This window comes from Enterobacter cloacae complex sp. 2024EL-00711, assembly GCF_047529885.1.
Classification (GTDB): domain Bacteria; phylum Pseudomonadota; class Gammaproteobacteria; order Enterobacterales; family Enterobacteriaceae; genus Enterobacter; species Enterobacter ludwigii.
In genome coordinates this window covers 570,532-595,331 of sequence record NZ_JBLIZC010000001.1, presented here as the reverse complement: position 1 = coordinate 595,331, position 24,800 = coordinate 570,532, and the positions used below count along the sequence as shown (strand labels likewise).

Annotated in this window: 25 protein-coding genes, 1 pseudogene and 1 riboswitch; of the genes and pseudogenes, 12 read left to right on the top strand and 14 right to left on the bottom strand. The window is 55.1% G+C overall.

Annotation, left to right across the window (positions count from 1 at the left end):
• Positions 1–49 precede the first annotated feature (49 nt).
• Positions 50–397: an HNH nuclease YajD gene (yajD, locus tag ACMVME_RS02915; RefSeq protein WP_014169845.1), complete on the bottom strand. Its 348-nt coding sequence runs from the start codon at positions 395–397 to the stop codon at positions 50–52.
• Between the two features lie 178 nt (positions 398–575).
• On the opposite strand from yajD, the gene ACMVME_RS02910 reads away from it, so the two are divergent.
• Entirely contained in the window at positions 576–1,601 is a 1,026-nt protein-coding gene (locus tag ACMVME_RS02910; protein WP_014169846.1) for an LLM class flavin-dependent oxidoreductase, read from the top strand.
• An 89-nt stretch (positions 1,602–1,690) separates the two neighbouring features.
• Here ACMVME_RS02910 and ACMVME_RS02905 read toward each other — a convergent pair whose 3' ends face one another.
• Entirely contained in the window at positions 1,691–2,734 is a 1,044-nt protein-coding gene (locus ACMVME_RS02905; RefSeq protein ID WP_014169847.1) for an AI-2E family transporter, read from the bottom strand.
• Positions 2,735–3,155: 421 nt separating this feature from the next.
• On the opposite strand from ACMVME_RS02905, the gene mdtJ reads away from it, so the two are divergent.
• From mdtJ to ACMVME_RS02890, 3 genes and pseudogenes are all read left to right on the top strand, one after another.
• Positions 3,156–3,518, top strand: a complete 363-nt coding sequence (mdtJ, locus tag ACMVME_RS02900; RefSeq protein WP_025204323.1) for a multidrug/spermidine efflux SMR transporter subunit MdtJ — start codon at positions 3,156–3,158, stop codon at positions 3,516–3,518.
• A complete protein-coding gene (mdtI, locus tag ACMVME_RS02895) occupies positions 3,505–3,834 on the top strand; it encodes a multidrug/spermidine efflux SMR transporter subunit MdtI (protein ID WP_014169849.1) in 330 nt (109 codons plus the stop codon). The genes mdtJ and mdtI overlap by 14 nt, the downstream gene beginning before the upstream one ends.
• An 85-nt stretch (positions 3,835–3,919) precedes the next feature.
• Positions 3,920–6,074: pseudogene (locus tag ACMVME_RS02890) on the top strand (EAL domain-containing protein).
• Between the two features lies 1 nt (position 6,075).
• On the opposite strand, the gene ACMVME_RS02885 reads toward ACMVME_RS02890, so the two are convergent.
• From ACMVME_RS02885 to ACMVME_RS02875, 3 genes are all read right to left on the bottom strand, one after another.
• The gene (locus ACMVME_RS02885; protein WP_020884292.1) at positions 6,076–6,897 is read right to left on the bottom strand and encodes a trypsin-like serine peptidase; all 822 of its coding nucleotides are present in this window, start codon (positions 6,895–6,897) and stop codon (positions 6,076–6,078) included.
• 278 nt (positions 6,898–7,175) lie between these two features.
• Positions 7,176–7,565: an acid resistance repetitive basic protein Asr gene (gene asr, locus ACMVME_RS02880; RefSeq protein WP_032670412.1), complete on the bottom strand. Its 390-nt coding sequence runs from the start codon at positions 7,563–7,565 to the stop codon at positions 7,176–7,178.
• Positions 7,566–7,742: 177 nt separating this feature from the next.
• Entirely contained in the window at positions 7,743–9,230 is a 1,488-nt protein-coding gene (locus tag ACMVME_RS02875) for a carboxypeptidase M32 (RefSeq protein WP_044866433.1), read from the bottom strand.
• 155 nt (positions 9,231–9,385) lie between these two features.
• On the opposite strand from ACMVME_RS02875, the gene ACMVME_RS02870 reads away from it, so the two are divergent.
• Complete coding sequence (locus tag ACMVME_RS02870; RefSeq protein ID WP_104440207.1) at positions 9,386–9,748, top strand: cell envelope integrity protein TolA; 363 nt, start codon at positions 9,386–9,388, stop codon at positions 9,746–9,748.
• Between the two features lies 1 nt (position 9,749).
• On the opposite strand, the gene ACMVME_RS02865 is transcribed toward ACMVME_RS02870, so the two are convergent.
• Positions 9,750–11,003: an MFS transporter gene (locus ACMVME_RS02865; RefSeq protein WP_049022299.1), complete on the bottom strand. Its 1,254-nt coding sequence runs from the start codon at positions 11,001–11,003 to the stop codon at positions 9,750–9,752.
• 121 nt (positions 11,004–11,124) lie between these two features.
• On the opposite strand from ACMVME_RS02865, the gene ACMVME_RS02860 reads away from it, so the two are divergent.
• The 3 genes from ACMVME_RS02860 to bioD all read left to right on the top strand — a co-directional run bounded on the left by ACMVME_RS02860 (position 11,125) and on the right by bioD (position 14,198).
• Positions 11,125–12,057: a LysR family transcriptional regulator gene (locus tag ACMVME_RS02860; protein ID WP_044866430.1), complete on the top strand. Its 933-nt coding sequence runs from the start codon at positions 11,125–11,127 to the stop codon at positions 12,055–12,057.
• Between the two features lie 94 nt (positions 12,058–12,151).
• Complete coding sequence (gene mlc, locus ACMVME_RS02855) at positions 12,152–13,372, top strand: sugar metabolism global transcriptional regulator Mlc (RefSeq protein ID WP_044857727.1); 1,221 nt, start codon at positions 12,152–12,154, stop codon at positions 13,370–13,372.
• A gap of 130 nt (positions 13,373–13,502) precedes the next feature.
• Positions 13,503–14,198: a dethiobiotin synthase gene (bioD, locus tag ACMVME_RS02850; RefSeq protein WP_014169857.1), complete on the top strand. Its 696-nt coding sequence runs from the start codon at positions 13,503–13,505 to the stop codon at positions 14,196–14,198.
• On the opposite strand, the gene clcB is transcribed toward bioD, so the two are convergent.
• The 8 genes from clcB to ACMVME_RS02810 all read right to left on the bottom strand — a co-directional run bounded on the left by clcB (position 14,133) and on the right by ACMVME_RS02810 (position 21,237).
• Positions 14,133–15,443, bottom strand: a complete 1,311-nt coding sequence (gene clcB, locus ACMVME_RS02845) for a voltage-gated ClC-type chloride channel ClcB (protein ID WP_068794562.1) — start codon at positions 15,441–15,443, stop codon at positions 14,133–14,135. The two genes, bioD and clcB, sit on opposite strands and share 66 nt — an antisense overlap.
• 168 nt (positions 15,444–15,611) lie before the next feature.
• The gene (osmV, locus tag ACMVME_RS02840; protein ID WP_047357361.1) at positions 15,612–16,760 is read right to left on the bottom strand and encodes an osmoprotectant ABC transporter ATP-binding protein OsmV; all 1,149 of its coding nucleotides are present in this window, start codon (positions 16,758–16,760) and stop codon (positions 15,612–15,614) included.
• Complete coding sequence (osmW, locus tag ACMVME_RS02835; protein WP_014169860.1) at positions 16,760–17,407, bottom strand: osmoprotectant ABC transporter permease OsmW; 648 nt, start codon at positions 17,405–17,407, stop codon at positions 16,760–16,762. The genes osmV and osmW overlap by 1 nt, the downstream gene beginning before the upstream one ends.
• Before the next feature lie 8 nt (positions 17,408–17,415).
• Positions 17,416–18,315 carry an osmoprotectant ABC transporter substrate-binding protein OsmX gene (osmX, locus tag ACMVME_RS02830; protein ID WP_047955525.1) on the bottom strand — a complete coding sequence of 300 codons (900 nt, stop codon included), beginning with the start codon at positions 18,313–18,315 and terminating at the stop codon, positions 17,416–17,418.
• An 18-nt stretch (positions 18,316–18,333) separates the two neighbouring features.
• A complete protein-coding gene (gene osmY, locus ACMVME_RS02825; protein ID WP_068794563.1) occupies positions 18,334–19,044 on the bottom strand; it encodes an osmoprotectant ABC transporter permease OsmY in 711 nt (236 codons plus the stop codon).
• 273 nt (positions 19,045–19,317) lie between these two features.
• On the bottom strand, positions 19,318–20,061 hold the full coding sequence (locus ACMVME_RS02820; RefSeq protein ID WP_068794564.1) for a YoaK family protein: 744 nt from the start codon (positions 20,059–20,061) through the stop codon (positions 19,318–19,320).
• Between the two features lie 155 nt (positions 20,062–20,216).
• Positions 20,217–20,840 (bottom strand): glutathione S-transferase family protein, encoded by a 624-nt coding sequence (locus tag ACMVME_RS02815; RefSeq protein ID WP_047357365.1) that lies wholly within the window; start codon positions 20,838–20,840, stop codon positions 20,217–20,219.
• Positions 20,841–20,946: 106 nt separating this feature from the next.
• The gene (locus ACMVME_RS02810) at positions 20,947–21,237 is read right to left on the bottom strand and encodes a DUF1330 domain-containing protein (protein WP_032678054.1); all 291 of its coding nucleotides are present in this window, start codon (positions 21,235–21,237) and stop codon (positions 20,947–20,949) included.
• 71 nt (positions 21,238–21,308) lie between these two features.
• Here ACMVME_RS02810 and ACMVME_RS02805 point away from each other — a divergent pair, with 71 nt between their 5' ends.
• From ACMVME_RS02805 to ACMVME_RS02790, 4 genes are all read left to right on the top strand, one after another.
• Positions 21,309–21,761, top strand: a complete 453-nt coding sequence (locus ACMVME_RS02805; protein WP_068794565.1) for a MarR family winged helix-turn-helix transcriptional regulator — start codon at positions 21,309–21,311, stop codon at positions 21,759–21,761.
• A 216-nt stretch (positions 21,762–21,977) separates the two neighbouring features.
• Positions 21,978–22,076: riboswitch (guanidine-I (ykkC/yxkD leader) on the top strand.
• A gap of 57 nt (positions 22,077–22,133) precedes the next feature.
• Positions 22,134–23,192 carry a putative urea ABC transporter substrate-binding protein gene (locus ACMVME_RS02800; RefSeq protein WP_032681129.1) on the top strand — a complete coding sequence of 353 codons (1,059 nt, stop codon included), beginning with the start codon at positions 22,134–22,136 and terminating at the stop codon, positions 23,190–23,192.
• A 17-nt stretch (positions 23,193–23,209) separates the two neighbouring features.
• Entirely contained in the window at positions 23,210–24,025 is an 816-nt protein-coding gene (locus ACMVME_RS02795) for an ABC transporter permease (protein ID WP_068794566.1), read from the top strand.
• Positions 24,022–24,798 carry an ABC transporter ATP-binding protein gene (locus ACMVME_RS02790; protein ID WP_068794567.1) on the top strand — a complete coding sequence of 259 codons (777 nt, stop codon included), beginning with the start codon at positions 24,022–24,024 and terminating at the stop codon, positions 24,796–24,798. Before ACMVME_RS02795 ends, ACMVME_RS02790 begins: the two co-directional genes overlap by 4 nt.
• Positions 24,799–24,800: the final 2 nt, after the last annotated feature.

Here is a 24,800-nt window from a genome sequence, read left to right as displayed (position 1 = left end):
TACCTGTAACTGTGCGGCCCATATGACGAAGAGGGGCAATATTAGGGAATTATTTTTTCTTATTCATCATCGCTTTTAGATCGGCAAACGGGTTGAAAGTGGCCACGCCCATGTCTTTTTGCGCGTCTTCACCCGCCACAACGGTAGTACCGTACTGATCTGCTTCGGTGTATTTCGAGTGTTCATGGTCGTGGCAAAACAGGCACAACAGCTCCCAGTTGCTGCCATCTTCCGGGTTATTAGTATGATCGTGATCGATATGGTGAACCGTGAGCTCGCGCAGGTTTGAATAGACGAACTCGCGTGAGCAGCGTCCACAGACCCAGGGATAGATTTTTAATGCCTTTTCACGGTAGCCACTTTCCAGTCGCGCGTAGTTTTTAGGGATCAGAGCCATTGCCGGTTTTACCTGCCAGGGAAAAAGAAAGACGCACTATATCTCATTATGGGGCGTCATTGCGATCCGCTCAATTCAGTCAATTTATTTGAATTATTCCGTTAAATAAAGGGCATTTATTCTCCCCGGGTAATGCGTAAAGTAGAGATAACGCAAAGCATCATCAGGATATCTCGTTATGAAAAAGATCGGCTTTTTGTCATTTGGTCACTGGACACCGTCACCTCAGTCCGGCACGCGTTCCGCGGCGGACACCCTGTTGCAATCCATCGACCTGGCCGTCGCCGCTGAAGAGCTGGGCGCAGACGGTGCCTATTTCCGTGTGCATCATTTTGCCCGTCAACTCAGCTCTCCGTTCCCCTTACTGGCGGCGATCGGTGCCAAAACGAAAAGCATCGAAATCGGTACTGGTGTGATCGATATGCGCTATGAAAATCCGATGTACATGGCGGAAGATGCGGGCGCGGCGGATTTAATCTCCGGCGGACGTTTGCAGCTGGGGATCAGCCGGGGCTCTCCGGAGCAGGTCATTGATGGCTGGCGTCATTTTGGTTATGTCCCGCAGGAAGGGGAAAATGAATCAGATATGGCACGCCGACACACCGAGGTACTGCTTGAGGTGCTGCGCGGAGAAGGGTTTGCAAAACCGAACCCACAACCCATGTTCCCAAATCCACCGGGACTGCTGCGCCTGGAGCCACATTCCGAAGGTTTACGTGAGCGCATCTGGTGGGGCGCAGGGTCGAACGCGACAGCGGTATGGGCTGCAAAACTGGGGATGAACCTGCAAAGCTCAACCCTGAAAGATGATGAAACCGGTGAGCCATTCCATATTCAGCAGGCAAAACAGATCCGCGCCTACCGACAGGCATGGGCGGAAGCCGGGCATACTCGTCAGCCGCGCGTCTCGGTCAGCCGCAGTATTTTTGCGCTGATGGACGATCGTGACCGCATGTACTTCGGCGCAAGCCGGAACGACAGCGATAGCGTGGGTTACCTTGATGAGAAAACGCGCGCCATTTTCGGACGCAGCTATGCCGCTGAGCCTGAAAAGCTGATTGAGCAGTTGAAACAAGACGAAGCGATTGCCGAAGCGGACACCTTATTGCTCACCGTGCCGAACCAGCTCGGAGTGGATTACAACGCGCATGTTATCGAGTCCATTCTGAAGCATGTTGCACCGGCAATGGGATGGCGCGAGTAGCCATTTTGTTGTGCACCGAGCGCGAAGGCCGTAACGCCTGCCTGTCTCGTCACCCCCGGTAAGGGGGACGAGGCAGGCATCTGCGGAGGTTATTCGACTGGCTTATGGCTCATATCGCTCAGCAGCACGGCGATACTTTGCCCGCCTGCCGTCTGTTCGAGGCCAATCTTCACAATGATGGTCAGCGGAACGGAGAGCAACATGCCGACCGGGCCGAGCAGCCATCCCCAAAAGATAAGGGACAGAAATACCACCAGCGTGGACAATCCCAAACCACGCCCCATCATGCGTGGCTCAAGAATATTCCCGAACACCAGGTTAATCACCAGATACCCGGCCAGCAGAATCAGCGCATCATAGAACCCACTGAACACCAGCACCTGCAGAATAGGGGGGATAGCGGCCAGCACCGAACCGATGTTAGGGATATAGTTGAGCGCAAAGGCCAGTAATCCCCAGACGAACGCAAACCGGACATCCAGCGCCATCAGCATTCCCCAGACCACGGCCCCGGTGACCAGGCTAATGGCGGTTTTCAGGACCAGATAGCGGGAGACGCTATCCAGCGCGCGTTGAATCGCCCCCATGCCTTCAACCGGACGGACCATTATTTGCTGCAGTTTTGCGGGCAGTTGCGGTACTTCCAACAGCATGAACACCACCGTTAAAAACAGCAGGAAAATCGAGGTCATGGCGTTAGAGAGCTGCGCCAGCAGGCCAGTGACGAGGGTCATGGCGGCATTCGGATCAATGTACTTCAGCAACTCCTCAACGGAGACTTCGATTCCCGCACGCTGCAGCCAGGGTTCTAGCTGCAACAGCGGTATCGCCAGCGACGAGCGGTATTTCGGTAACGTTCGCGTCAGTTCATTGAGGGAGGTGCCGAGATAAGCGACCAGCAGCACCATGGCAATAATAATGATGCTGATAAGCATCGTGATTGCCAGCACGCGCGGGATGCGGAACCGCGTCATGCGCTGTATGAGCGGGTTAAGGATCACCGCAATAAACAGGGCCAGAATAAACGGCACGATGATGTCGGCGGCAAAACGGACGCCCGTCAATATGATCACCAGCATGCCCAGCATGATGACAATTTTTAGCCCGTTCAGGGTAATGATGGGTTTAGCCATGGGGGTTCCTGAATAATATTTTTATTTATAATAAAGGCGAAAGCCGTTTCAATAAACTAACCAAAATCAAACGGGATGGGTAAAGAATTGAAAAGACTTTGAGTAAAAGCCTTACTTATGGTACAAATTTGGCGTGTTCAACTACCGAGGACAATTTTCATCCGCAAAGACGAGAAGCAACAACGCGGATAATTGTAATTTTATGGACAATTTGTTCAGGACGTATTCTTCAAACAACACCGCTGTATTTTTCACTTCCTTCTGCCTTCTTTCTGGTGAGCAACACTGGCGCAACGCGCTATAGTCACATCTTCTGCCTGAGCTGGCGCTACGCGCTTAGCTGTCTGATTTAATTTCATATTTTTGGGTTTGCTGCACGCAGCAGGCCACGATGGATTATATTCTCAAGCAGGAGAAAAACATGTTTTACTGGATTTTATTAGCCCTTGCTATTATCGCTGAAATTACCGGCACGTTGTCGATGAAATGGGCAAGCGTCAGCGATGGCAATACCGGCTTTATTTTAATGCTGGTGATGATTTCACTTTCCTATATTTTCCTGTCGTTTGCAGTGAAGAAAATTGCGCTGGGTGTGGCCTATGCACTGTGGGAAGGGATCGGTATTTTGTTGATCACCCTGTTCAGCGTCTTATTATTTGACGAAACATTATCAACAATGAAGATTGCCGGGTTAACGACGCTGGTAGCAGGTATCGTGCTGATTAAATCGGGTACACGCAAACCGACTAAGCAGCCGAAGGAGCAGACCCATGCAGCAGTTTGAATGGATCCACGCGGCCTGGTTGGGGTTTGCCATCGTGTTGGAGATTTTAGCGAACGTCCTGCTAAAATTCTCTGACGGTTTTCGTCGTAAAATTTACGGACTGTTGTCGATTGCCGCCGTACTGGGGGCGTTCAGCGCCCTGTCACAGGCGGTGAAGGGTATCGATCTGTCCGTGGCCTATGCGCTGTGGGGCGGGTTTGGTATTGCCGCCACCCTGGCAGCCGGCTGGGTGCTGTTCGGTCAGCGTTTAAATAACAAAGGTTGGATTGGACTGATATTGCTGCTTGCCGGCATGATCATGATAAAACTCGCCTGATACACGTTAAGCCATTATTTACAGGCAGCGAAATTCGCTGCCTGTATTACTCTTAAAAAAAGCAAAACATTGAAGAGGATGGCTGATGTATCGCACATTAAGCTGGCGCAATATTCCCACCGCGAGAACATTGTTCGCCATGATCTTCATGGCGGGGATCGGCTTAATCATCTCCATTGTCGCGCTGCTCTATTTATCTCTGCACCTGATCAGCACCAAAACCAATGAAATTGACGAGCACCGCACCACGCTTTCCGTGCAGGGTGCGATACAAACGTCGGTTAACCGTGTCTCGACCCTGGTGATTGATAATGCCGTCTGGGACGATGCGGTACGCGAGGTCTACCGCCCAAAGCTCGATACCGAATGGTTATACAACACCTGGGGAGCGGGCTTTAAAGTCAATAACCTCTATGACGGCACTTTCGTGCTGGATGAGCATTTCAACGTCATCTGGGGATCGTTTCAAAGCCAGCCTTTTGCGGAGACGAATCTCGACTTTTTTGGCAAAGGCCTGCAAGCGCTTATTCAGCAGCACGGACATGAATTACCCAGCCAGAAGAATATTTATGCCGGGATCACCCGAACGCGTCACGGCGTCGCGTTTGTCGGAATAGGGCTGATCCGACCGATGATCGGGCGATTGCAGGTTAACGACGGTACGCGCCGCTATCTGGTGATTACCCGCCATTTGAATGGCGGCATATTATCCGATCTGGGGCAGACCTTTCAGATTGATAACCTCAACTTTACCCCGGATAAAATCAACAGTCTGAGTATGCCGCTGCGCAGTTCTGCAGGGGAGTTACTGGGGTACCTCAACTGGCAGGCACGCCTTCCTGGCGCGCAGGCGGCCCGGGCCGCATCATCCGATATTACGCAGATAGTGGTGCTGGCATCGGTGCTGATCCTGCTGTTCATTATGGTGAGCTGCGTGGGCCTGTACAAACTGGCCCGCGGAGAAAGCCAGGCGCGTCTGGTCGCCAGAACGGACTGGCTAAGCCATCTGCCGAACCGCCGCGCACTCATTGAAGCGCTGGACCGTGTGAGTTTGCGTGGCGATATTGACGTCAAAAGCGTGGTGTTTATCGATCTGGATGGCTTCAAGGACGTCAACGATATCTACGGCCACAGCGTCGGTGACGATCTCATTGTGACCATCGCCAAAACGCTGAATGAATGCGTTCCACCGGGCGGGATGCTGGCGCGCATGGGAGGCGATGAGTTTGCCATGACCATCGGCGGTGAAGGGGCAGAAGCGCTGGCGACCACCTTTGCTGAATCGGTACTGGATTTTCTCAATACCCCCATTCGTCTGGGGGAGCGCACCATTCATATCGGTGCCAGCATCGGGATTGCCAGCGGAACCCTGATTGAATGCACCAGTTCCGAGCTGTTTCGCCGCGCCGATATCGCCATGTACCATTCCAAAATTAGCGGGAAAGGGCGTGTCACCCACTATGACGCGGCGCTGAATAACGCCCGGGAACGCAAGCTTGCGATTGAAAACCAGATCCGTAACGGACTGGAGCGAGACGAGTTTGAGGTCTGGTACCAGCCGATTATTGACGCCCGCAGTCAGAAAATGAGCAGTGTGGAAGCGCTGGTTCGCTGGCCGCGTCGTCCGGAAGGCGAACTCGGTCCAGATACCTTCATTTCCATTGCGGAAACGAGTGGGCTGATTTACAAACTGGGTCAGTTTGTTTTGCAGCGTGCCTGCCAGGATCTGGAGCCGTACAGCGAATTGAAGCTCTCCGTTAATATCTCCCCGGCGCAGTTTCGCGACCCTGAATTCGAAGGCCTGGGTTCTGGAAAGCACCCGTTTCCCGGCCAGGCGACTCCAGCTCGAAGTCACGGAGACCTATGTGCTGGAAAACCCCGAGCGTGCCCGCACGGCGATTGCCAACCTTAAAGCACTGGGCACCGCGGTGGCGCTGGATGATTTTGGCACGGGCTATTCGAGTATTGGCTATTTGCGGCGTTTTAATTTCGACACCATTAAGATCGATAAATCACTGGCCGGGCTGGTGGACAACGATGAGCAGGCAGCGGCGCTGGTGAGCGGCACGGTGAGGATCGCCAATGCCCTGGGCATGGCGGTGGTCGCTGAAGGGGTGGAAAACGAAAAGCAGATGAAATTGTTACGGCTGGCTGGCTGCGATCAGCTGCAGGGATTCTGGTTCAGCCAGCCGATGCCGATTGAATCAATCAGGGCGTTACGTCAGGTCAGACAGTGCTGAGTTACTGCTGCGCCAGTGCTTCCAGCTTGTCACGAAAACCGGTCACGGCTAAGGCCCGGTTATCTGCTCGCCATCTGTCTTTTGCCGCTGGCGCAGAGCTTTGAACACCAATCAGCTGCCAGCCGTTATCCGTTTTTAACATCAGCGGCGAGCCGCTGTCACCGGGTAACGTATCGCACTGATGTGAGAGCACGCTGTTTTGCGCCCATCCTGTGACAATACAGTCCGTGTGGGTGTACAGCGCGTCCAGATGATCGACGGGGTAGCCTGATTGCGTCACCTTACGGTCGGCGGCTTTCAGTGCGGCAGTGAGCGCGGCTTTGTCTCCGTCAAATAACGGAAGCGGGGTAATGCCAGAAGGCGGGTAGCGCAAAATGATCAGGCCAAAATCCCAGGATGCCGCTGACGGAGGCACTATCCAGCCGTCACCGTCAGGCTTCAGACGTTTGCCGAGAGAAGCATCAACCCGTCCCTCAATACCGTGAATTTCATAACGCCACATCCCTTTTTGCGACACAAATCGCAGGGCAACGGCTTTGTCTGGCTTGCCGTCTGGCGGTGTCAGCAGGCAGTGGCCTGCCGTCAGGGCAAGTTGCGGGGTAATCAGCGTAGCGGTACATAAATTACCGCTGGCGGTTTCCAGTTGCCCGATAGCGTCCCAGGGTGCCTGGGTAGGATCGGCGACGCGCGTACGATCGTCATGACCGAAAAACAGCGTTTTAAGCTCTTTCGCGCTAATGGTTTCATCACCGCCATCATCCGCATGTGAGAATCCAGAAAAAAGACCAAACGTTCCCAGTAACAACACAACAGATTTACGCATATCACACTCTGGTGGGGGCAATTATGATTATTAAAAGTGAACCCTATGAAAATACTATAGACGGGACAGCGCTAAAGTGGGAGTAAAATCAGCGTGCTACGATCAGGAAAGATAAAAATGGCTTGCGATGAGCGCGCATAAAATAAGCAGGATAAGAATCAGCTCAAACCGATAGCGCCGCAGCATACGCCCTCCGGATAAAAAAAACGGCGCTGGACCTTTCCGGTTCAGCGCCGGTTTACCAACGTGCCCCGAAAGGCACGGTTAAGCTTGTACTCTTACGCAGCTGGCTGTGCAGCTGGTTTAGCAGCTTCGTGTTTTACTGCTTTTTTGTGATGCTTTTTAGCGGCCTGGGCTTTCTGTTCTACAGCAGGTTTGGTCGCTTTTTTGTGGTGCTTTTTAGCGGCCTGCGCTTTCTGCTCTACAGCCGGTTTAGCGGCATCTTGTTTAACGGCTTTTTTGTGGTGTTTTTTAGCAGCCTGGGCTTTTTGCTCTGCAGCAGGTTTAGCGGCTTTATGGTGTTTCTTGTGGTGTACGGTTTTTGCCGGAGCAGCAGTCGTTGTTGCAGCTGGCGCAGCAGCAGCCGGTGCAGCAGTGGTTTCAGCAGCAAACGCAGCAGAAGACAGACCCATAGCAGCGGCAACAACCAGAGCTAATACTTTTTTCATGTTCATACCCTCGAATTTGGTTTTTCATTTAACCCCACTGCGGGGCCGTTGAAAGAACTATATCCCTGTAAATTCGGGGTTTCCGTGAGTGATTGGTATCGGCGTGTAACGGAATGTACAAAGGGCGGTACAGGGTGCGCAAAAGGAAAACGGCCGGAGCGTACTCCGGCCGCTGGATTACAGATAACGGGACGTCAAATGCTCGCGGAAGTAACGGATATTCAGGTCTTCACCCGTCGCCTGGGTAATCAGTTGCGAAGTGGTGAAGCGGCTACCGTGCTGCCAGATGTTCTGACGCAGCCAGTCAAACAGGGCGGAGAAATCGCCCTCAGCGATGGAGGACTGCAGACCTGGCAGCGCCGTTTTGGCCGCATGGAACAATTGCGCGGCGTACATCGCGCCGAGCGTGTAGGACGGGAAGTAGCCAAAACCGCCGTCGGTCCAGTGAATGTCCTGCATACAGCCGTTGCGGTAGTTATCTTTGGTTGATAACCCGAGCCAGGCCTGCATTTTCTCATCCCACAGTGCCGGAATGTCATCCACCTCGATATCGCCATTGATCAGCGCACGTTCAATTTCATAGCGCAGCACCACATGTGCCGGGTAGCTGACTTCGTCGGCATCGACGCGGATATAGCCCGGTTTCACGCGCTGGTTCCAGGCAATAAAGTTCTCTTCACTGAACGCCGCCTGACTGCCAAAACGGGCGTGAACCGCAGGGAGGAGATGTTTAAGGAAAGCGTCGCTGCGCCCCAGCTGCATCTCAAAGAACAGGCTCTGGGATTCGTGGATCGCCGTTGAACGGGCCAGCGCGACAGGTTGACCGGCCCACGTTCGTGGCAGGTTTTGCTCGTAGCGCGCGTGTCCGGTTTCGTGGATCACGCCAAACAGCGCGCTGAGCAGCTCGTCCTCATCATAACGCGTGGTGATGCGCACATCTTCCGGCACGCCACCGCAGAACGGGTGTGCACTGACGTCCAGGCGACCGCCGTTAAAATCAAAGCCGAGCATCTTCATGGCTTCAAGCCCAAGTTCACGCTGCGTTGCCGTCGGGAAGGGACCCTGCGGCGGAACGAACGACTGCTGAGCCTGTTTTTCCACAACGTTTGCCAGCAGGTCCGGCAGCCAGGATTTCATATCCGCGAACAGTACGTCCAGGCGCGCGCTGGTCATGTCCGGCTCGAAAATATCCAGCAGCGCGTCGTAAGGGCTGCAGCCTTTGGCTTCAGCACGCAGGCGAGCCTCCTCACGGCTCAGTTTGACGACCTCTTTCAGGTTGGCGGCAAACCCCTGCCAGTCATTGGCCGGGCGCTGAGTACGCCAGGCGTGCTCACATTTGCTGCCTGCCAGCGATTTGGCTTCCACCAGCGCTTCCGGCAACAGCGACGCCTGCTGGTAATGACGCGTCATTTCACGCAGGTTGGCTTGTTCAATATCATTCAGGTCCTCACCGGTCGCGGCGGACAGCCATTCACCCACCTTTTTATCGGTCAGGATCTGGTGTTGCAGAACGCTCATTTCGGCCAGCGCTTCACCGCGCGCGGCACTGCCTCCCGGCGGCATCATGGTAAACATATCCCAGCTGGCGATGGAGGAGAGGTGGGAGAAACGGGAGAGGCGCTGGAAGGTGCGGGTGAGTTGTTGGTAGTGGCTGTTTTCGCTCATTTCGTTTTCTCTTTGCAAGGCGATGTTTCAGGCATGAAGAGTGAGTAGTATCAAAATTCCCACCTGAATCCAAGCCATTACCCCTTAGAGTTTGGTGCTATTTCGTTCAGTAACGCTGTGTTATAACCCTAAAAAAAACGACTGCCGGATGGAAAATGAACAAGGTTGTGAGTGTAGGGATTGCAGTGTTGCTGACGGGGTGCCAGACACATCATCATGACGTGATCCCGTTCAACACCAAAGAAGACTCCGCGCACGCATGGGCGTTTGCGTATGTGGAAACAGTGAAACAAAGGATGACAACCACAGAGCAGTATGAAGGGAAGCTCTGCTCGTTAAAGATTCACCAGCCTAAAGGCGCGACCTATGTGACCGACATTCAGGTGGTAAAAGGCAGCGATCCTGAACTGTGTAAGGCCGCCATTGCGGCCTTAAAGTCTGCCAGTGACGATCATGTGCTCCCAGTGGTACCTGATGAGCGTATCGGGGAAAACTACACGCTCGATTTCAAACCCTGAATCAGTGCAGCCGCTGGTGTAAACGGGTCCCTACCAACAGCGCCCCGCAGAGCATCAGCGCAATAAAACTGCCCACGCCGTTCCAGCCATAGTTATGCCAGAACACCCCACCCAGCGTCCCCGCAAAGCTGGAACCGAGGTAATAGCTGAACAGATACAAAGACGACGCCTGGCCTTTGGCCCGGCGAGCGCGCGGGCCAATCCAGCTGCTGGCCACCGAGTGAGCGGCGAAGAAACCGGCAGAGAAAAGCAGCATTCCGGCGAAGATAAGCCACAGGGAGGCGAAAAGGGTCATCAACAGGCCGAGCAGCATGACGGCCGTAGAGACCAGCATAACCGGACCGCGTCCAAAGCGGGCCGTCATCGCTCCGGCTTTAGGTGAACTCCACGTGCCGGTGAGATACGCCACAGAGAGCAAACCCACCACCGCCTGGCTCAGGTGCCACGGGGAGAGCATCAGGCGATAGCCGATATAGTTAAACAACGTAACGAATGAGCCCATCAGCAGAAAGCCGGTCAGGAACAGCAGCGGCAACCCTTTGTCACGCCAGTGCAGACGGAAGTTGATAAACAGCGTTTTCGGGCGCAGGGAGGTGGAACGAAAATGACGTGATTCCGGAAGGATTCTCCAGAACATCAGCGCAGACGCAAGGGCAAAGCAGCCGATCACCGCCAGCGCAATACGCCAGTTAAAGAAGTCCGTAAACACCCCGCTCAGCAGACGTCCACTCATTCCGCCAATCGAGTTCCCGCTGATGTACAGCCCCATAGAGAAGGCGACAAAGCTCGGGTGGATCTCTTCGCTGAGATAGGTCATCCCGACCGCCGCCACGCCGCTCAGGGATAACCCAATTAACGCGCGCATCACCAGGATACCGTGCCAGCTGGTCATCATCGTGGAGAGTAACGTACAAATCGAAGCCAGCATCAGGGCGGTAACCATCACCTGTTTACGGCCAATGGCGTCGGAAAGTGGCCCGGTGAAAAGCAGACCAATCGCCAGCATGCCGGTAGAGATGGAGAGCGAAATACTGCTGCTGGCAGGCGATACGCCAAATTCATGGGAAAGAACGGGCAGGATCGGCTGAACACAATAGAGCAGGGCGAAGGTTGCCAGACCCGCTGAGAAAAGCGCCAGCGTGACGCGCATGAACTGGGGGGTACCACGTTTAATGAACTGAACCGGCTGCGATGCTGCGGGTAAATCATCAATATCTCTGGCCGGATCGATATCAATGGTAGATGTACGACTCACACAATGTCCTTGCTTAAACATCCCCGTGGTTTCGGGTGACGGGTATGACCACACGATCAGAGTAGGAAAATGTAAATATTCTGTCTAATATATTAATAATCTCAAATGATACTTTAAAAATATGAATATCGAACTGCGTCATCTGCGCTACTTTGTCGCCGTCGCTGAAGAGCTTCATTTTGGCCGCGCGGCGGCAAGACTGAATATCTCACAACCCCCGCTAAGCCAGCAGATCCAGATCCTTGAGCAACAGGTCGGGGCGCGCCTTCTGGCACGGACCAACCGCAGCGTGAGCCTGACGGCGGCCGGGAAGCAATTTCTGGCCGACAGCCGACAAATTCTTAGTATGGTGGATGAGGCGGCAGCCCGGGCAGAGCGGCTTTATCTCGGAGAAACCGGAGAGTTGCGGATTGGGTTTACCTCGTCTGCACCGTTTATCAGCGCTGTTTCACAGACCCTGTCGTCGTTTCGCCGGCATTTTCCGGATGTGCATATTCAGACGCGCGAAATTAATACCCGCGAGCAAATCGCTCCGCTGAATGAAGGTTCTCTTGATTTAGGTCTGATGCGTAACACCCAACTCCCGGATACGCTGGCGTGGCAGGTTATTCTGCGCGAACCGTTGATGGCAATGATCCCGCATGATCATCCGCTCGCCTCGCGTTCGGCGGTCACGCTGGCAGAGCTGGCAAAAGAGCCGTTTGTTTTTTTCGACCCGCAGGTAGGTACCGGTCTGTACGACGATATTCTGGGCCTGTTACGACGCTACGATCTTGCCCCGATCATTACGCAGGAAGTCGGGGAAGCGATGACCATCATTGGTCTGGTCGCGGCGGGGCTGGGCGTCTCTATTCTTCCGGCCTCGTTTAAACGGGTACAATTGCGTGAAATGCGCTGGGTTGCTATCGCCGAAGACGATGCTGTTTCGGAAATGTGGCTGGTATGGTCGAAACATCATGAGCAGAGCCATGCAGCGCAGCGGTTTAAAGCACAGCTGTTAAGCGCCTCTGCAGAACGATATTTAGAGGGAAAAGGGGGTAAAAATGTGCAGTAAATCACATGGCTAAGTAAATATTTGACGACGGCCATTGAAGTGCTTCACCATAGCCCACAGTTTATTTCGATGCTCGAAAATAAGGGAGTACGAGGTGGTTGCTGATAGTCAGCCAGGGCACATTGATCAGATTAAGCAGACCAACGCTGGCGCGGTTTATCGCCTGATTGATCAGCTTGGCCCGGTTTCGCGTATCGATCTTTCGCGCCTGGCACAACTGGCACCTGCCAGTATTACCAAGATTGTTCGTGAAATGCTGGAAGCCCACCTGGTCCAGGAGACGGAAATTCAGGAGCCGGGCAGCCGCGGCCGTCCGGCGGTCGGCCTGGTGGTGGAGACCGAAGCGTGGCACTACCTGTCACTGCGCATTAGCCGGGGAGAGATCTTCCTTGCCCTGCGCGATTTAAGCAGCAAGCTGGTGGTAGAAGACCGGCTGGAACTGCCGCTCAAGGCTGAACAATCGCTCCTCGATGTCATTGTCACCCATATCGATCACTTCTTTATTCGCCATCAGCAACGCCTTGAACGCTTAACGGCCATTGCGATCACCATGCCGGGTATTATTGATACCGAAAATGGAATCGTGCACCGCATGCCGTTCTACGACGATGTTAAAGAGATGCCGCTGGGCGAGGTGCTGAAAAATCACACCGGCGTGCCGGTCTATATTCAGCATGACATCAGCGCCTGGACGATGGCGGAGGCGCTGTTTGGCGCATCCCGCGGCGCAAGGGACGTGATTCAGGTGGTGATTGACCATAACGTCGGGGCGGGCGTCATCACCGACGGACGCCTTCTGCATGCCGGAAGCAGTAGCCTGGTCGAAATCGGCCACACGCAGGTCGATCCCTACGGCAAGCGCTGTTACTGCGGCAACCATGGCTGTCTGGAAACCATCGCCAGCGTGGAAAGCGTGCTGGAGCTGGCGCAGGTCAGGCTCAGCCAGTCCATGAGCTCTTCGCTACACGGACAACCGTTGACCGTCGATTCACTCTGCGCCGCAGCGCGTCAGGGGGATCTGCTGGCAAAGGATATTATTACCGGAGTGGGGAATAACGTTGGCCGCATTCTGGCCATTATGGTGAATCTCTTCAACCCGCAAAAAATCCTGATTGGCTCACCGCTGAGTCAGGCGGCGGAAATCCTCTTCCCGGCTATCTCGGCCTGTATTCATCAACAGGCGCTCCCGGCCTACAGCAAAAATATTGCCGTGGAAAGCACCCAGTTTTCCAATCAGGGCACCATGGCTGGTGCAGCCCTGGTCAAGGACGCCATGTATAACGGCTCGCTGCTGATCCGCCTGTTACAGGGTTAACTCTTTTCCGCAGATGTACGAAAAATTGCGCTATCTCAAGCTGGGTAGCGCACGCATCCCGTAGACTTCCCCCACTGAATTATTTCTCTGGTTTATATTTTCGAAGCATACCCAAGAGGTGGAATGAGTCATGCTTAAGCGTTTCTTTGTTACGGGTACAGATACCTCTGTCGGCAAGACCGTTGTATCCCGCGCGTTGCTACAGGCTCTGGCAGCAAGCGGTAAACGCGTTGCAGGGTACAAACCGGTCGCAAAAGGCAGTAAAGAGACGCCCGAAGGATTGCGGAATAAAGACGCCCTGGTGTTACAAAGCGTCTCGTCACTGGAACTGCCATATCACGCGATCAATCCCATTGCCTTAAGCGAAGATGAAAGCAGCGTGGCGCACAGCGGTCTGATTAATTACACCCTGTTGTCCGACGGTCTGGCGAACCTGAGCGAGATGGCCGATCATGTCGTGGTGGAAGGTACCGGCGGATGGCGCAGCCTGATGAACGATCTGCGCCCGCTTTCTGAGTGGGTGGTGCAGGAGCAACTGCCGGTGATCATGGTGGTCGGTATTCAGGAAGGGTGCATCAACCATGCGCTTCTGACGGCGCAGGCGATTGCCAATGACGGATTGCCGTTGATTGGCTGGGTCGCAAACCGTATCAACCCGGGCCTGGCGCACTACGCGGAAATCATCGACGTGCTGAGCAAAAAACTGCCGGGACCGTTGGTGGGCGAGCTGCCTTATCTGCCACGTGCCGAACAGCGTGAATTAGCGCAGTACATCGATCTCTCTTCCCTCGGTCGCATGTTGTCCGTAGATCGAGTCGTGGCGTAACGTCCGCGAGAAGACGGACGCGATCACGCAGGCAATCAGCAAACCGGGCAGCAAAAAATACTGCCCGGTCATTTCACAGACCATCAACGCAGACATAATGGGCGCATGGGTCGTCGCGGCGAGTAACGTCGCCATGCCTGCCAGCCCCAGCAAAATCACCGTTTCAGACCCCGGAAACCACAGCCCGAAGAGTTGTGCAAACAGCATTCCTGTCGCCAAGCCGACAAACAACGTCGGTGTGAAAACCCCGCCCGGCGCGCCAGAACCACTGCTTGCCAGTACCGCCAGTAATTTACAGATAAATACACCTGCTATCACGGACAGCAGCGGTGGGGAGAGCAGAAAAGCCTGAACCACGCTGTAGCCATTCCCCCACACGTCAGGCGTCAGGAGCGACAGCAGCCCGACGATCGCTCCGCCGAGCGCCAGTTGCCAGGGCGGCGAGAGCCTGAGACGCAGAAATAACGAATGGCAGAACGCCATTAGCCACATCAGCAGCGGTCCGCACAGGCCCGCCAGCAGGCCTGTCACGACAAGCAGGCCATAATCTGCCGCACTGAGTAGGCCACTCAGATGGACGTCATAGAGCGTACCGGCACCGGGCGCTAAGAGTCGCGTGGTAAGCAGGGCTACCACCGCCGCAATCACCACCGGCCCGAGCGAGGCCAGCATCAGCGTGCCAAACAGAATTTCGGCAATAAACAGGCTGCCGGCCAGGGGCGCGTGATAGGCGCTGGCCATCCCGGCCGCGGCTCCGCAGGCAATCCATAATTTCCATTCGGATTTCGGCGTAAAGCGTTGGGCGAAAAAGGAGGCGGCCAGCGCCGCAAGCAGGATCATGGCACCTTCGCGGCCGATGGCGCTCCCGCTGGAGACAACCAGCAGTGACGCAAGGGATTTTACGAGGCTCGAGCCATAATCAAACTGGCCGTCGCCCGTCTCCAGTGCTTCCATATAATCTGTCGGCGCATGAGGACGTTGCGCCGTAAGCCGCTGCCATCCCCACAACAGTAACCCCGCCGCCAGCCCTCCCAGCGCGGGCGTCAACGCGCGACGCCACGGAGATAACGCCGCCGCGGCATTCACCAGACTGCCGCTGTTGTTACTGAGAAACAGCCACTCCAGCAGATACATGCTGTGGCGGAACACCGCGACGGCCAGCGCGGCCAGTATGCCGGTAAGGGTGGCAATCAGAAGTCTGCGAAACATCGCGCGGATGTCGGGATAAGCGTGAAGACGTTGCATGGGCCGCAATTAAACGTGGGAGATACAATATTGTGAGGGGAAATCGCGGGGTTAGCAAAAGGTATGCGTGCGATGAACCGTGTCGGCCTGAGCAAATGCGCTGTGGGGGAGCGTGTCGCCGGGCAGGTCAGCGCCATACGTCTGGCCCGCCCGGCGGAGTGTTTTCGCTTAACTCTCGCTGTGAATATTCAGCGCCCGGCGCGTACGGCCGGAGCTGAGATACTCGGCAATATAATCCTGCGAGATCTCACCGTTATAGCGGCCCTCTTCGTCGACAATCGGCATCCAGCTGGTGTTGCTCTCATACAACCGTGAAAGCACCACGCGCAGGTTATCCTCCGCTTTGCCGGTCATACGGAACGGATGCAGGATATCGGCACAGGTGCCGCTGGCATTACGCGCTTCCCGACGCTTCACAAAGCCCAGCGGTTTACCCCGATCGTCCACGACGGTAATGGCGCGAATATCGTTGTCATCCATGGTTGCAAAGGCCTCAGAAAGCAGGGTAGAGCCCCGCACGGTGAGGGTCGGTTGCTGGTCGGTGACATCACCTGCCGATACCAGCAGCAGACGCTTGAGCGTACGGTCCTGGCCGACAAACGAGCCGACGAACTCATTCGCCGGTTTTGCCAGCAGTTCGTCCGGGCTGGCGCACTGGACAATACGCCCCTGGCGGAAGACGGCGATACGATCCCCAAGCTTCAGGGCCTCGTCGATGTCATGGCTGACCAGCATCACGGTCTTTTTCAGTTTACGCTGCATCTCCAGGAACTGGTTCTGGATCACCTCGCGGTTTATCGGGTCCACCGCACCGAACGGTTCATCCATCAGCAGTACCGGAGGATCCGCCGCCAGGGCGCGGATCACGCCGATACGCTGCTGCTGACCGCCGGACATTTCACGCGGATAGCGGTTGAGAAATTTATGCGGGTCCATGGCCACCATATCCATCAGCTCTTCAGCGCGGGTTTTACATCGGGCTTTATCCCAGCCCAGCATGCGCGGCACCACGGTGATGTTTTCCTCAATGGTCATGTTCGGGAACAGACCAATCTGCTGAATAACGTAGCCAATATTGCGGCGCAGGGTCACGGTATCCATCCCGCTGGTGTCTTCACCGTTAATCAGGATCGTGCCGCTGCTTGGTGCGATCAGACGGTTAATCATCTTCAGGGTGGTGGTTTTCCCACAGCCTGACGGGCCGAGGAGGACGCACATTTCCCCTTCAGGCACGTTGAGGTTGACGTTGTCGACGGCCTTAACGCTCTGGCCGTGTTTCTGTGAAAATTGTTTGGTGAGGTTTTCCAGTTTTATCATTATCGTATCCCCTTTGGAGTCAGAACGACCTGCAGACGATGCAGCAGCCAGTCGAGCACAATCGCTAAAAGACAGATCATCAGTGCACCCGCAATTAACATACGAATATCGCTACCGCCGATGCCGTTAAGCAGCAGCAGGCCAAGACCGCCAGCGCCAATCACTGCGGCAATGGCCATCACGCCGATGTTCATCACGACGGCGGTGCGGATGCCGCCAAAAATCACCGGCAGTGCCATCGGGATTTCAACCCAGCGCAAACGCTGCCAGAAGGTCATCCCGATACCGCGTCCGGCTTCACGCAGGCCCGGCGGCAGGCTGTCCAGCGCGGTATGGGTATTACGCACAATTGGCAGCAACGAGTAGAGAAACACCGCCGTGATAGCGGGCAGGGCACCAATGCCCTGACCGATCAGCGAAAAGAGCGGGATCATCAGGCCAAACAGCGCAATGGACGGTATTGTCAGCACGATGGTGGCAATCCCCAGCACCGGCGTCGCCAGCCATTTGTGGCGGACAATCAAAATCCCCAGAGGGACGCCGATGAGTATGGCTAGCCCAACCGCCAGCGCCACCAGCCACAGGTGTTGCAGCGTCAGGGTTAACAGATAGTCCCAGTTATCCAGAATGTAGTGAATCGTCTCCATAGCGCCTCCTACAGCAACTGTTTGCTACGCAGGAAATCACGGGCGACCTGCTGCGGTGACTGATGGTCGATATCCACCTTCTTATTCAGTTCGGTGATAACGTCGTTATTGAGCTGGGCGGAGAGAGTATTCAGCGCCTCTTTCAGACCCGGATTGGCGTCAAGGGTGTCTTTACGCACCACGGGAGTGACCGCATAGCTCGGGAAGAAGCCTTTATCATCTTTCAGCACCTTCAGGTCGAAGCCTTTTACCCGCCCGTCGGTGGTATAGATAAGCCCGGCATCGACGAAACCGTCCCGCACCGCGTTATAGACCAGGCCCGGGTCCATCTGGCGGATCTGCGGGCGATCCAGTTCCATGTTGTATGCCGCCTGCAGCGGTTTCATCCCGTCGCTGCGTCCGGCAAATTCGAGGTCCAGACCCAGCAGCCAGTTTTTATCCGGATCGGTTTTACGGATCTGCTCAATCTTTGCGACCATTTCAGACATGGTGTTGATGTGTTCCGCTTCGGCGCGTTTACGCTGCATGGCGAAGGCGTAGGTATTGTTCATATCGGCGGGGTTGAGCCATACCAGACCGTGCTTCGCGTCCAGGCGTTTCACCGTCTCGTAAGACTCCTGTGGCGACATGCGCTTGTTGATGTGGTTAAAAATGATTAACGACGTGCCGGTGTACTCCCAGGTCATATCAATTTGTTTGTTGATCATCGCGTTGCGGGAAATGACCGTGGCAATATTGGTCTGTGGCTGGACCTGAAATCCCTTCTTTTGCAGATACTGGACGGTCATGGCCGAGAGAATGTGCTGCTCGGTAAAGCTCTTGGTCGCCAGGATCAGCGGGGCCGCTATCGCCTGGCTGGTGAACAGTGCCGCGGCACACAGCGCCGTCAGGCTGGATATCAGTCTCATAAAAGCTCCTTGTTATTGTTATCGAGCGAGATGTGGACTCATCACGCGACCCAGCGCAGCCAGCAGGGTGTCGAGGATCAGAGCAAACAGGGCGGTGGCCGCCGCGCCGAGGATCAGCGTCGGGAAGTCGTTGAGGTAGATACCGGGAAAAATCAGTTCGCCGTAGCTGCTGGCACCAATCAGGAAGGCCAGCGGGGCGGTACCCACGTTGATGGCGGTGGCAATGCGGATCCCGGAGAGCATTACCGGCCAGGCGTTGGGAAGTTCGACCTGGCGCAGACGCTGCCATTTCGTCATCCCAATGCCATTAGCCGCTTCCAGTAACGACGCCGGAACCGAGCACAGTCCGGCATAGGTGTTTCGCACTATCGGCAGCAGCGAGGCGAGGAACAGGGCGATAATCGCAGGCGTATCACCGATACCAATCACCACCATTGCCAGCGCCAGAACGGCCAGCGGCGGCAGGGTATTACCGACGTTAAAGATCTGCATCACGTATTCAGCGATACCGCGTGCTGACGGGCGGCTCAACAAAATGCCGCTGGGAATACCTATCAGCAGGGCAAAGAACATGGATGAGAATACCAGGATTAAATGCTGTTGCCCGAGGTAAATCAGGTCAACCTGACGCGCCTTAATTGTATCCAGCCCAATTCCCCAGGTGAGGAGGGCAACGACCACAATAATGGCGCCGACAAAAAGCAGCGAACGTTTGAGTAATGGGTGCATTGCGATGTGTCTCCCTGTGCGCATGCGTTATAGCAACCACGGGTTGCCTGTTGTTATGCCATGTTTCGGCAGGGGTAGTTGACCTATAGCAAGCGTTTGGGATGGGTTCCAGCGAAGGGGGAAAATCAGTAACCCTATGAAATTAGTGACAACCTTAGGTTAAGCCTTATGGAGCAAGGGCTGGCTGTGGGGCAGACAGAATTGTCCTAAAGCGTAATTTAAAATGTGACAGTGTCACATGGCGTGAGCGTCTCCTCACGCCTGCGACCCTCATTATCGGCTGAAGGCGGCGCGCACCCGGCGAACGCGCACTGAGGTGCTGATGATGGAAAAGGCGGCGACAACGACGAGCATTACCCCAAGCGCCAGCATGGCGTTAAACCCAATCCACCTGAACAGGAGCAGCCCGGCGATACCGCCGGTAATAAACGAGAAAATGGTGGTTAAGTGGGTTTTAAGCTGACTTTTTTGCGCTGCCGTATCTTTAGAATAATCCCGGCGGAGCATCGCCACCAGGACCGAGGCCAGGGATATTCCCGCGTCCGTCAGCGTGCCGGTAATATGGGTTGATCTTACCCGGCCGCCGGAAAGCTGGGTCGATGTTGAATTATGAATCCCCATCAGACCACAAAGAAAGATAATAATTTCACGGTTAGTCGTGAGGGCATGGAAATACATCTCGTAACAGGAAACGCCGGTCAGTAATAATCCCTCGACCAACAGTATCTGGCAAAAAACCAGCCTGATATTATGGATAATCCCCCATAACACGATGATACGGGCCATGATTGCGCCGGCAACAAAAGACAGAATAAGGGTGCCAAAGAACAAAATATCATTCAGATCGGTAGAGGAAACTTCGCTGGATAATTGGGAGGTATTGCCGGTCATATGGGAGGGAAAAAAGCCAAATGCCCCGAGGGCGATGGCGTTGAGCAAGCCTGCAGAGGTCGCCAGCCAGAGTGCGAGCAGGCGATCCTCCTGATGCGTTCGTTCTTTTTTGAGTTTAATCAGCAAGAATACCTCCGGGTTGAGCTTTGCCTGACTATTCAGGCTAGCAAAGCGGTGCAAGGGGCTGTCCAGGATATTGCTTAATTATTATTCCTGATAACGGCATTCAGGGTTTTGTAATTAAATAAAATATCCTTGCTGAATGTGTGTGGGCTGAAAACTTACACCATACCGTTATTCCCGTGACGTAAAAATGCCGGTCGCTGATTAAGTCGTTCGAACCAGGCGTTAATTGCCGGCACATCAGGCTTATCAAATGGCGTCATTTTCCAGCGGTTCACCGAAAGACCAAGTACCACGTCTGCAAGGGTAAACACCTCGCCCGCCGTATAGGCTGCAGTGCGTTGCAACTGCTCCTCCAGAATAGCGATGCAGTAGTTCCACGCTTTAATTCCGGCGGCAATACGCTCCGGGTCGTTATAGTCCGGGTTATTGCGTCCCAGTGCCGGAAAGACATACCGCCAGGCATTGTTGAATTCGCTTGCCTGCCAGTCCATCCAGCGTTCGACGTTGGCGCAGGCCTGCGGTTCCGTTGGCAGGAGATCCTCACGGCCGGCTTTACGTGCCAGATAACGGCAGATTGCGTTAGATTCCCAGAGGACGAACTCGTCATCGAGCAGCACGGGAACCATGGCGTTGGGATTCAGAGCGCGGAAGGCAGCGGTTTGCGTGGAGGCAAAACCGCTGCCGTAGTCTTCCTGGTGATACTCGATACCCGCTTCTTCGCAGGTCCAGAGCACTTTACGTACGTTGATCGAGGTTGTCTTGCCCAGGATGCTTAACATGATGCCGGTGTCCTTTTAGAGATGCAGTGTTTAAAAACTCTACACCGGTTCTGGCGAACGGGTGGAGAAATCTGGAAACGATACCGCAGGCAAGGAAACGAAACGCTTAGTCAGTGGTGACAACGAACATTTTTGCCTGCTGTGCCAGCTGGCGTTCAGCTTTGATCGGGGCATATTTTTCCGAATGGTAAAACGCCAGCGCCTGCTGCAGTGAAGGGAACTCAAAAATGCCAGCAAAGGGTAGCGGTTCTTCATCGCCTTCAAGGAGTTCGACAACAGGACCAAAATGCAGAATTTTGCCGCCGGCCTCTTCAAGTGCCAGTCTGAAGCGAGGGGCAAGATTGGCCTGCCGTGCAGGGTCGATAACACGTAAATTGATATGGATAAATGCGGGCATCATGATACCTTGAATAGCGTTAATAGTGTATATACACTATTTTATCTCACCGTATCTGTCGAGCGTAAAGTATGAACACTGTTGATCTGGCGTTACTAAAAACCATCCCCGAGACCTGTCCGGCGTATCAGGCACGTGCAACCGCACGGGCTATAACGCGTTATTACAACGCCTGCTTCAGACCTTATGAATTGACGGCAGAACAGTTCAGCCTGCTGGTGGGGATCGGCGGTGGCGTAAATGAAACGGTGGCAGGGCTTGCATCAAAGGCCGGGGTGGATGCAACCACACTGAGCCGAAACATAGGGATTATGGAGTCCCGTGGGGTTATTGAATCAACGGGGGGGCGCGGGCGCCGTGGAAAACAACTTAGCCTGACCTCGCAGGGGTGGGCGCTTCTGACATCCGTGATCCCCGTATGGCAGTCCGCAAGAGAGGAATTGTCACGTAAAATGGGAAGCGAGCAGCTCAGCCTGACGACGACGATGATGAAAGACCTGGCAAAAACCAGCACATCATTTTGAGCCTTTCCTGCTGTCGCAGACACGTTCTGTGGGCAACGCCGTCAGCACCACGCGTCATCCCAAAGAGCACCAGCACGGTGCACTCAACTCGCCGTGTCTCACCAAAACGGTGAAACAGCCTGCACAGGCAGACTTAACAGTTTAATAATTAACATAAAAAATTCTGGCATATCCCTTGCAATGCTTAACACTGAAGGGCAGCACACCACAATTTGAAAAATAGCTGGCTAGGGTTCCGGTTCACTGCGGTGAATGACTGGTCCAAGAGCTGGCGACCTCTGAGAGGTTACACGGCGGGACAAAAGCCCGGGAGACAGCAGCACCTGAAGGTGTCGCGCTGCCCCCTAATTTTGTGCCACTCAGAGGTCAAGCATGAAGAAAACGCCATTATTCCGCACCCTGGTACTCTCCCTGGCGATGCTGGTCAGTCTCCCCACCTTTGCTGCGGTGAAGAAAGAGTTCAACGTCTGCTGGACCATCTACGCCGGCTGGATGCCCTGGGGCACCCTTAGCAGTAGCAAAATCATCGATAAATGGGCCGATAAATACGGCATCAAAATCAATGTTGTTCAGCTCAACGACTATATCGAATCCATCAACCAGTACACTGCGGGCCAGTTTGACGGCTGCACCATGACCAATATGGATGCGCTGACCATACCGGCCGCGGGCGGCGTTGATACCACGGCGCTGATCCTCGGCAGCTATTCAGAAGGCAACGACGGCGTGGTGATGAAGGGCGAGGGCAAAACGCTCAACGACCTGAAAGGGATGAAAGTCTACCTGCCTGAGCTCTCTGTTTCCCACTATCTGCTGGTGCGCGGCCTGGAAAAAGCCGGCCTGGCCGAAAAAGACGTCACTGTGGTAAACACGTCTGACGCGGACATCGTCTCCGCCTTTGGCACGGCAAATGTGCAGGCAGCGGTAGCCTGGAACCCGCAGCTGTCGGTCATCAAAGGCACGCCAAAAACGACAGAAGTGTTCAGCTCCTCTCAGGTACCGGGTGAGCTTATCGACATGATGGTGGTCAACAGCGAAACCCTGAAAGACAACCCGGCGCTTGGCAAAGCATTGACCGGCGCATGGTACGAGATGATGGGGCTGATGAAAGCGCAGGATGCCACCGTGCTCAACGCAATGGCCGCCGCCTCCGGTACCGATCTGGCCGGTTATCAGGCGCAGCTGAAAACAACCCACCTGTTCTATACCCCGCAGGACAATATTGCCTTTTTAACGTCGCCGGAGCTGGCGAAAACCATGCAGCGCGTGGCCACGTTTTCGTTCGATAAAGGGCTGCTGGGCGATGGGGCGCAAAGCGCGGATTTCATCGGCATGCGCTTCCCGGGCAATGTCACCCAGGGCGATGCCAGCAACGTGAAGCTGCGCTTTGACGACAGCTTCGTGAAAATGGCCGCTGCCGGCACGCTGTAATAACGGACGGAACATCCATGCGACAAATTAATCGCCATCCCACGCCCGGCATGCGGCTGATGCTCGTGATGCTGCCTTTCGTCCTGCTGCTGGCCGCGTACTTTTTCGGTTCCGCGGTCAGGCTGGAGGCTAACCCGCAGGACAAGCTGCTGCCTGGCCTGCAGCAGATGCTGGACGCGCTATCACGCATGGCGTTGACCCCGGATAAACGCAGCGGTGACTATCTGTTCTGGGTGGATACGCTGGTGAGCCTTGCCCGTCTTCTGACGGGGCTGGTCATCGCCTCGATCATCGGCCTCTGTGTTGGTGTCACCGCCGGTGTTTTCCCGCTGTGGCGCGCGTCGCTCTCGCCGCTGATGACGGTGCTGTCGATGATCCCGCCGCTGGCGATCCTGCCAGTGCTATTTATCGTTTTCGGGCTGGATGAACTGTCGAAAGTGATGCTGATTGTCATCGGCATCACTCCGATGCTGGCGCGCGATCTGGAGCATCGCGCGTGCGAAATCCCACCGGAGATTCTGATCAAAGCCCAGACGCTGGGTGCCAACAGCTGGACGCTGGTGTTGCGCGTGGTACTTCCGCAGCTGTTATCGCGGCTGCTGACCTCGCTGCGTCTGCTGCTGGGGTCGGCATGGTTGTTTCTCATTTCGGCAGAGGCCATCTCCTCAACCGCCGGGCTGGGCTATCGCATTTTCCTCGTGCGCCGCTATATGGCGATGGATGTGATCATTCCGTACGTCCTGTGGATCACGCTGCTGGCCTGGCTGATGGATCTGGCCCTGCGCCAGTTACATAAAACCTGGTTTCCCTGGGCGGAAGGAGGGAAGGCATGAGCTTTATCACCATCAACAATATCTGGCAGGAGTACGGCGACCACGTGGTGCTGGAGCGCCTCAATCTGCAGGTGAAAGAGGGCGAGTTCTGCTCAATGGTGGGGGCCTCTGGCTGCGGAAAATCCACGTTTTTGCGCCTGCTGCTCGGTCAGGAAGCGCCCAGCCGAGGGGCCATTACGCTGGACGGTAAACCGCTGCACGCCGAGCCGGACAGCAGCCGGGGCGTGGTGTTTCAGCGCTACTCCGTTTTCCCGCATCTCAGCGTGCTGGATAACGTCACCATAGGGCTCGAACTGCCGCAAGCGCCGCTGTTCGGGCGACTGTTTGGGGCAAAGAAACGCGCGGCGCGTGAGCGAGCCACCGGGATGCTGGAAAAAGTCGGTCTCGGGCATGCGATGCACAAATACCCGGCCCAGCTTTCCGGCGGTATGCAGCAACGTTTAGCCATTGCGCAGGCCTTCATCATGCAGCCGCGCGTGTTGCTGCTGGATGAGCCGTTTGGCGCCCTGGACCCGGGTATTCGTAAAGATATGCACGCCTTGTTGCTTCAGCTATGGGGGGAGACCCGCATGACCGTCTTTATGGTCACCCACGATCTTTCGGAAGGCTTTAACCTCGGCACCCGCTTACTGGTGTTCGACAAAGTGCGCCTCGACCCGCAGGCGCCCAACGCCTTTGGCGCCCGTATTACCTACGACATTCCGCTCAACGAGACGCGGCTCTCCGCGCTGAGTGGAACGGCTCCCGATAACGTTTATGCATTAAGGGGTTAACA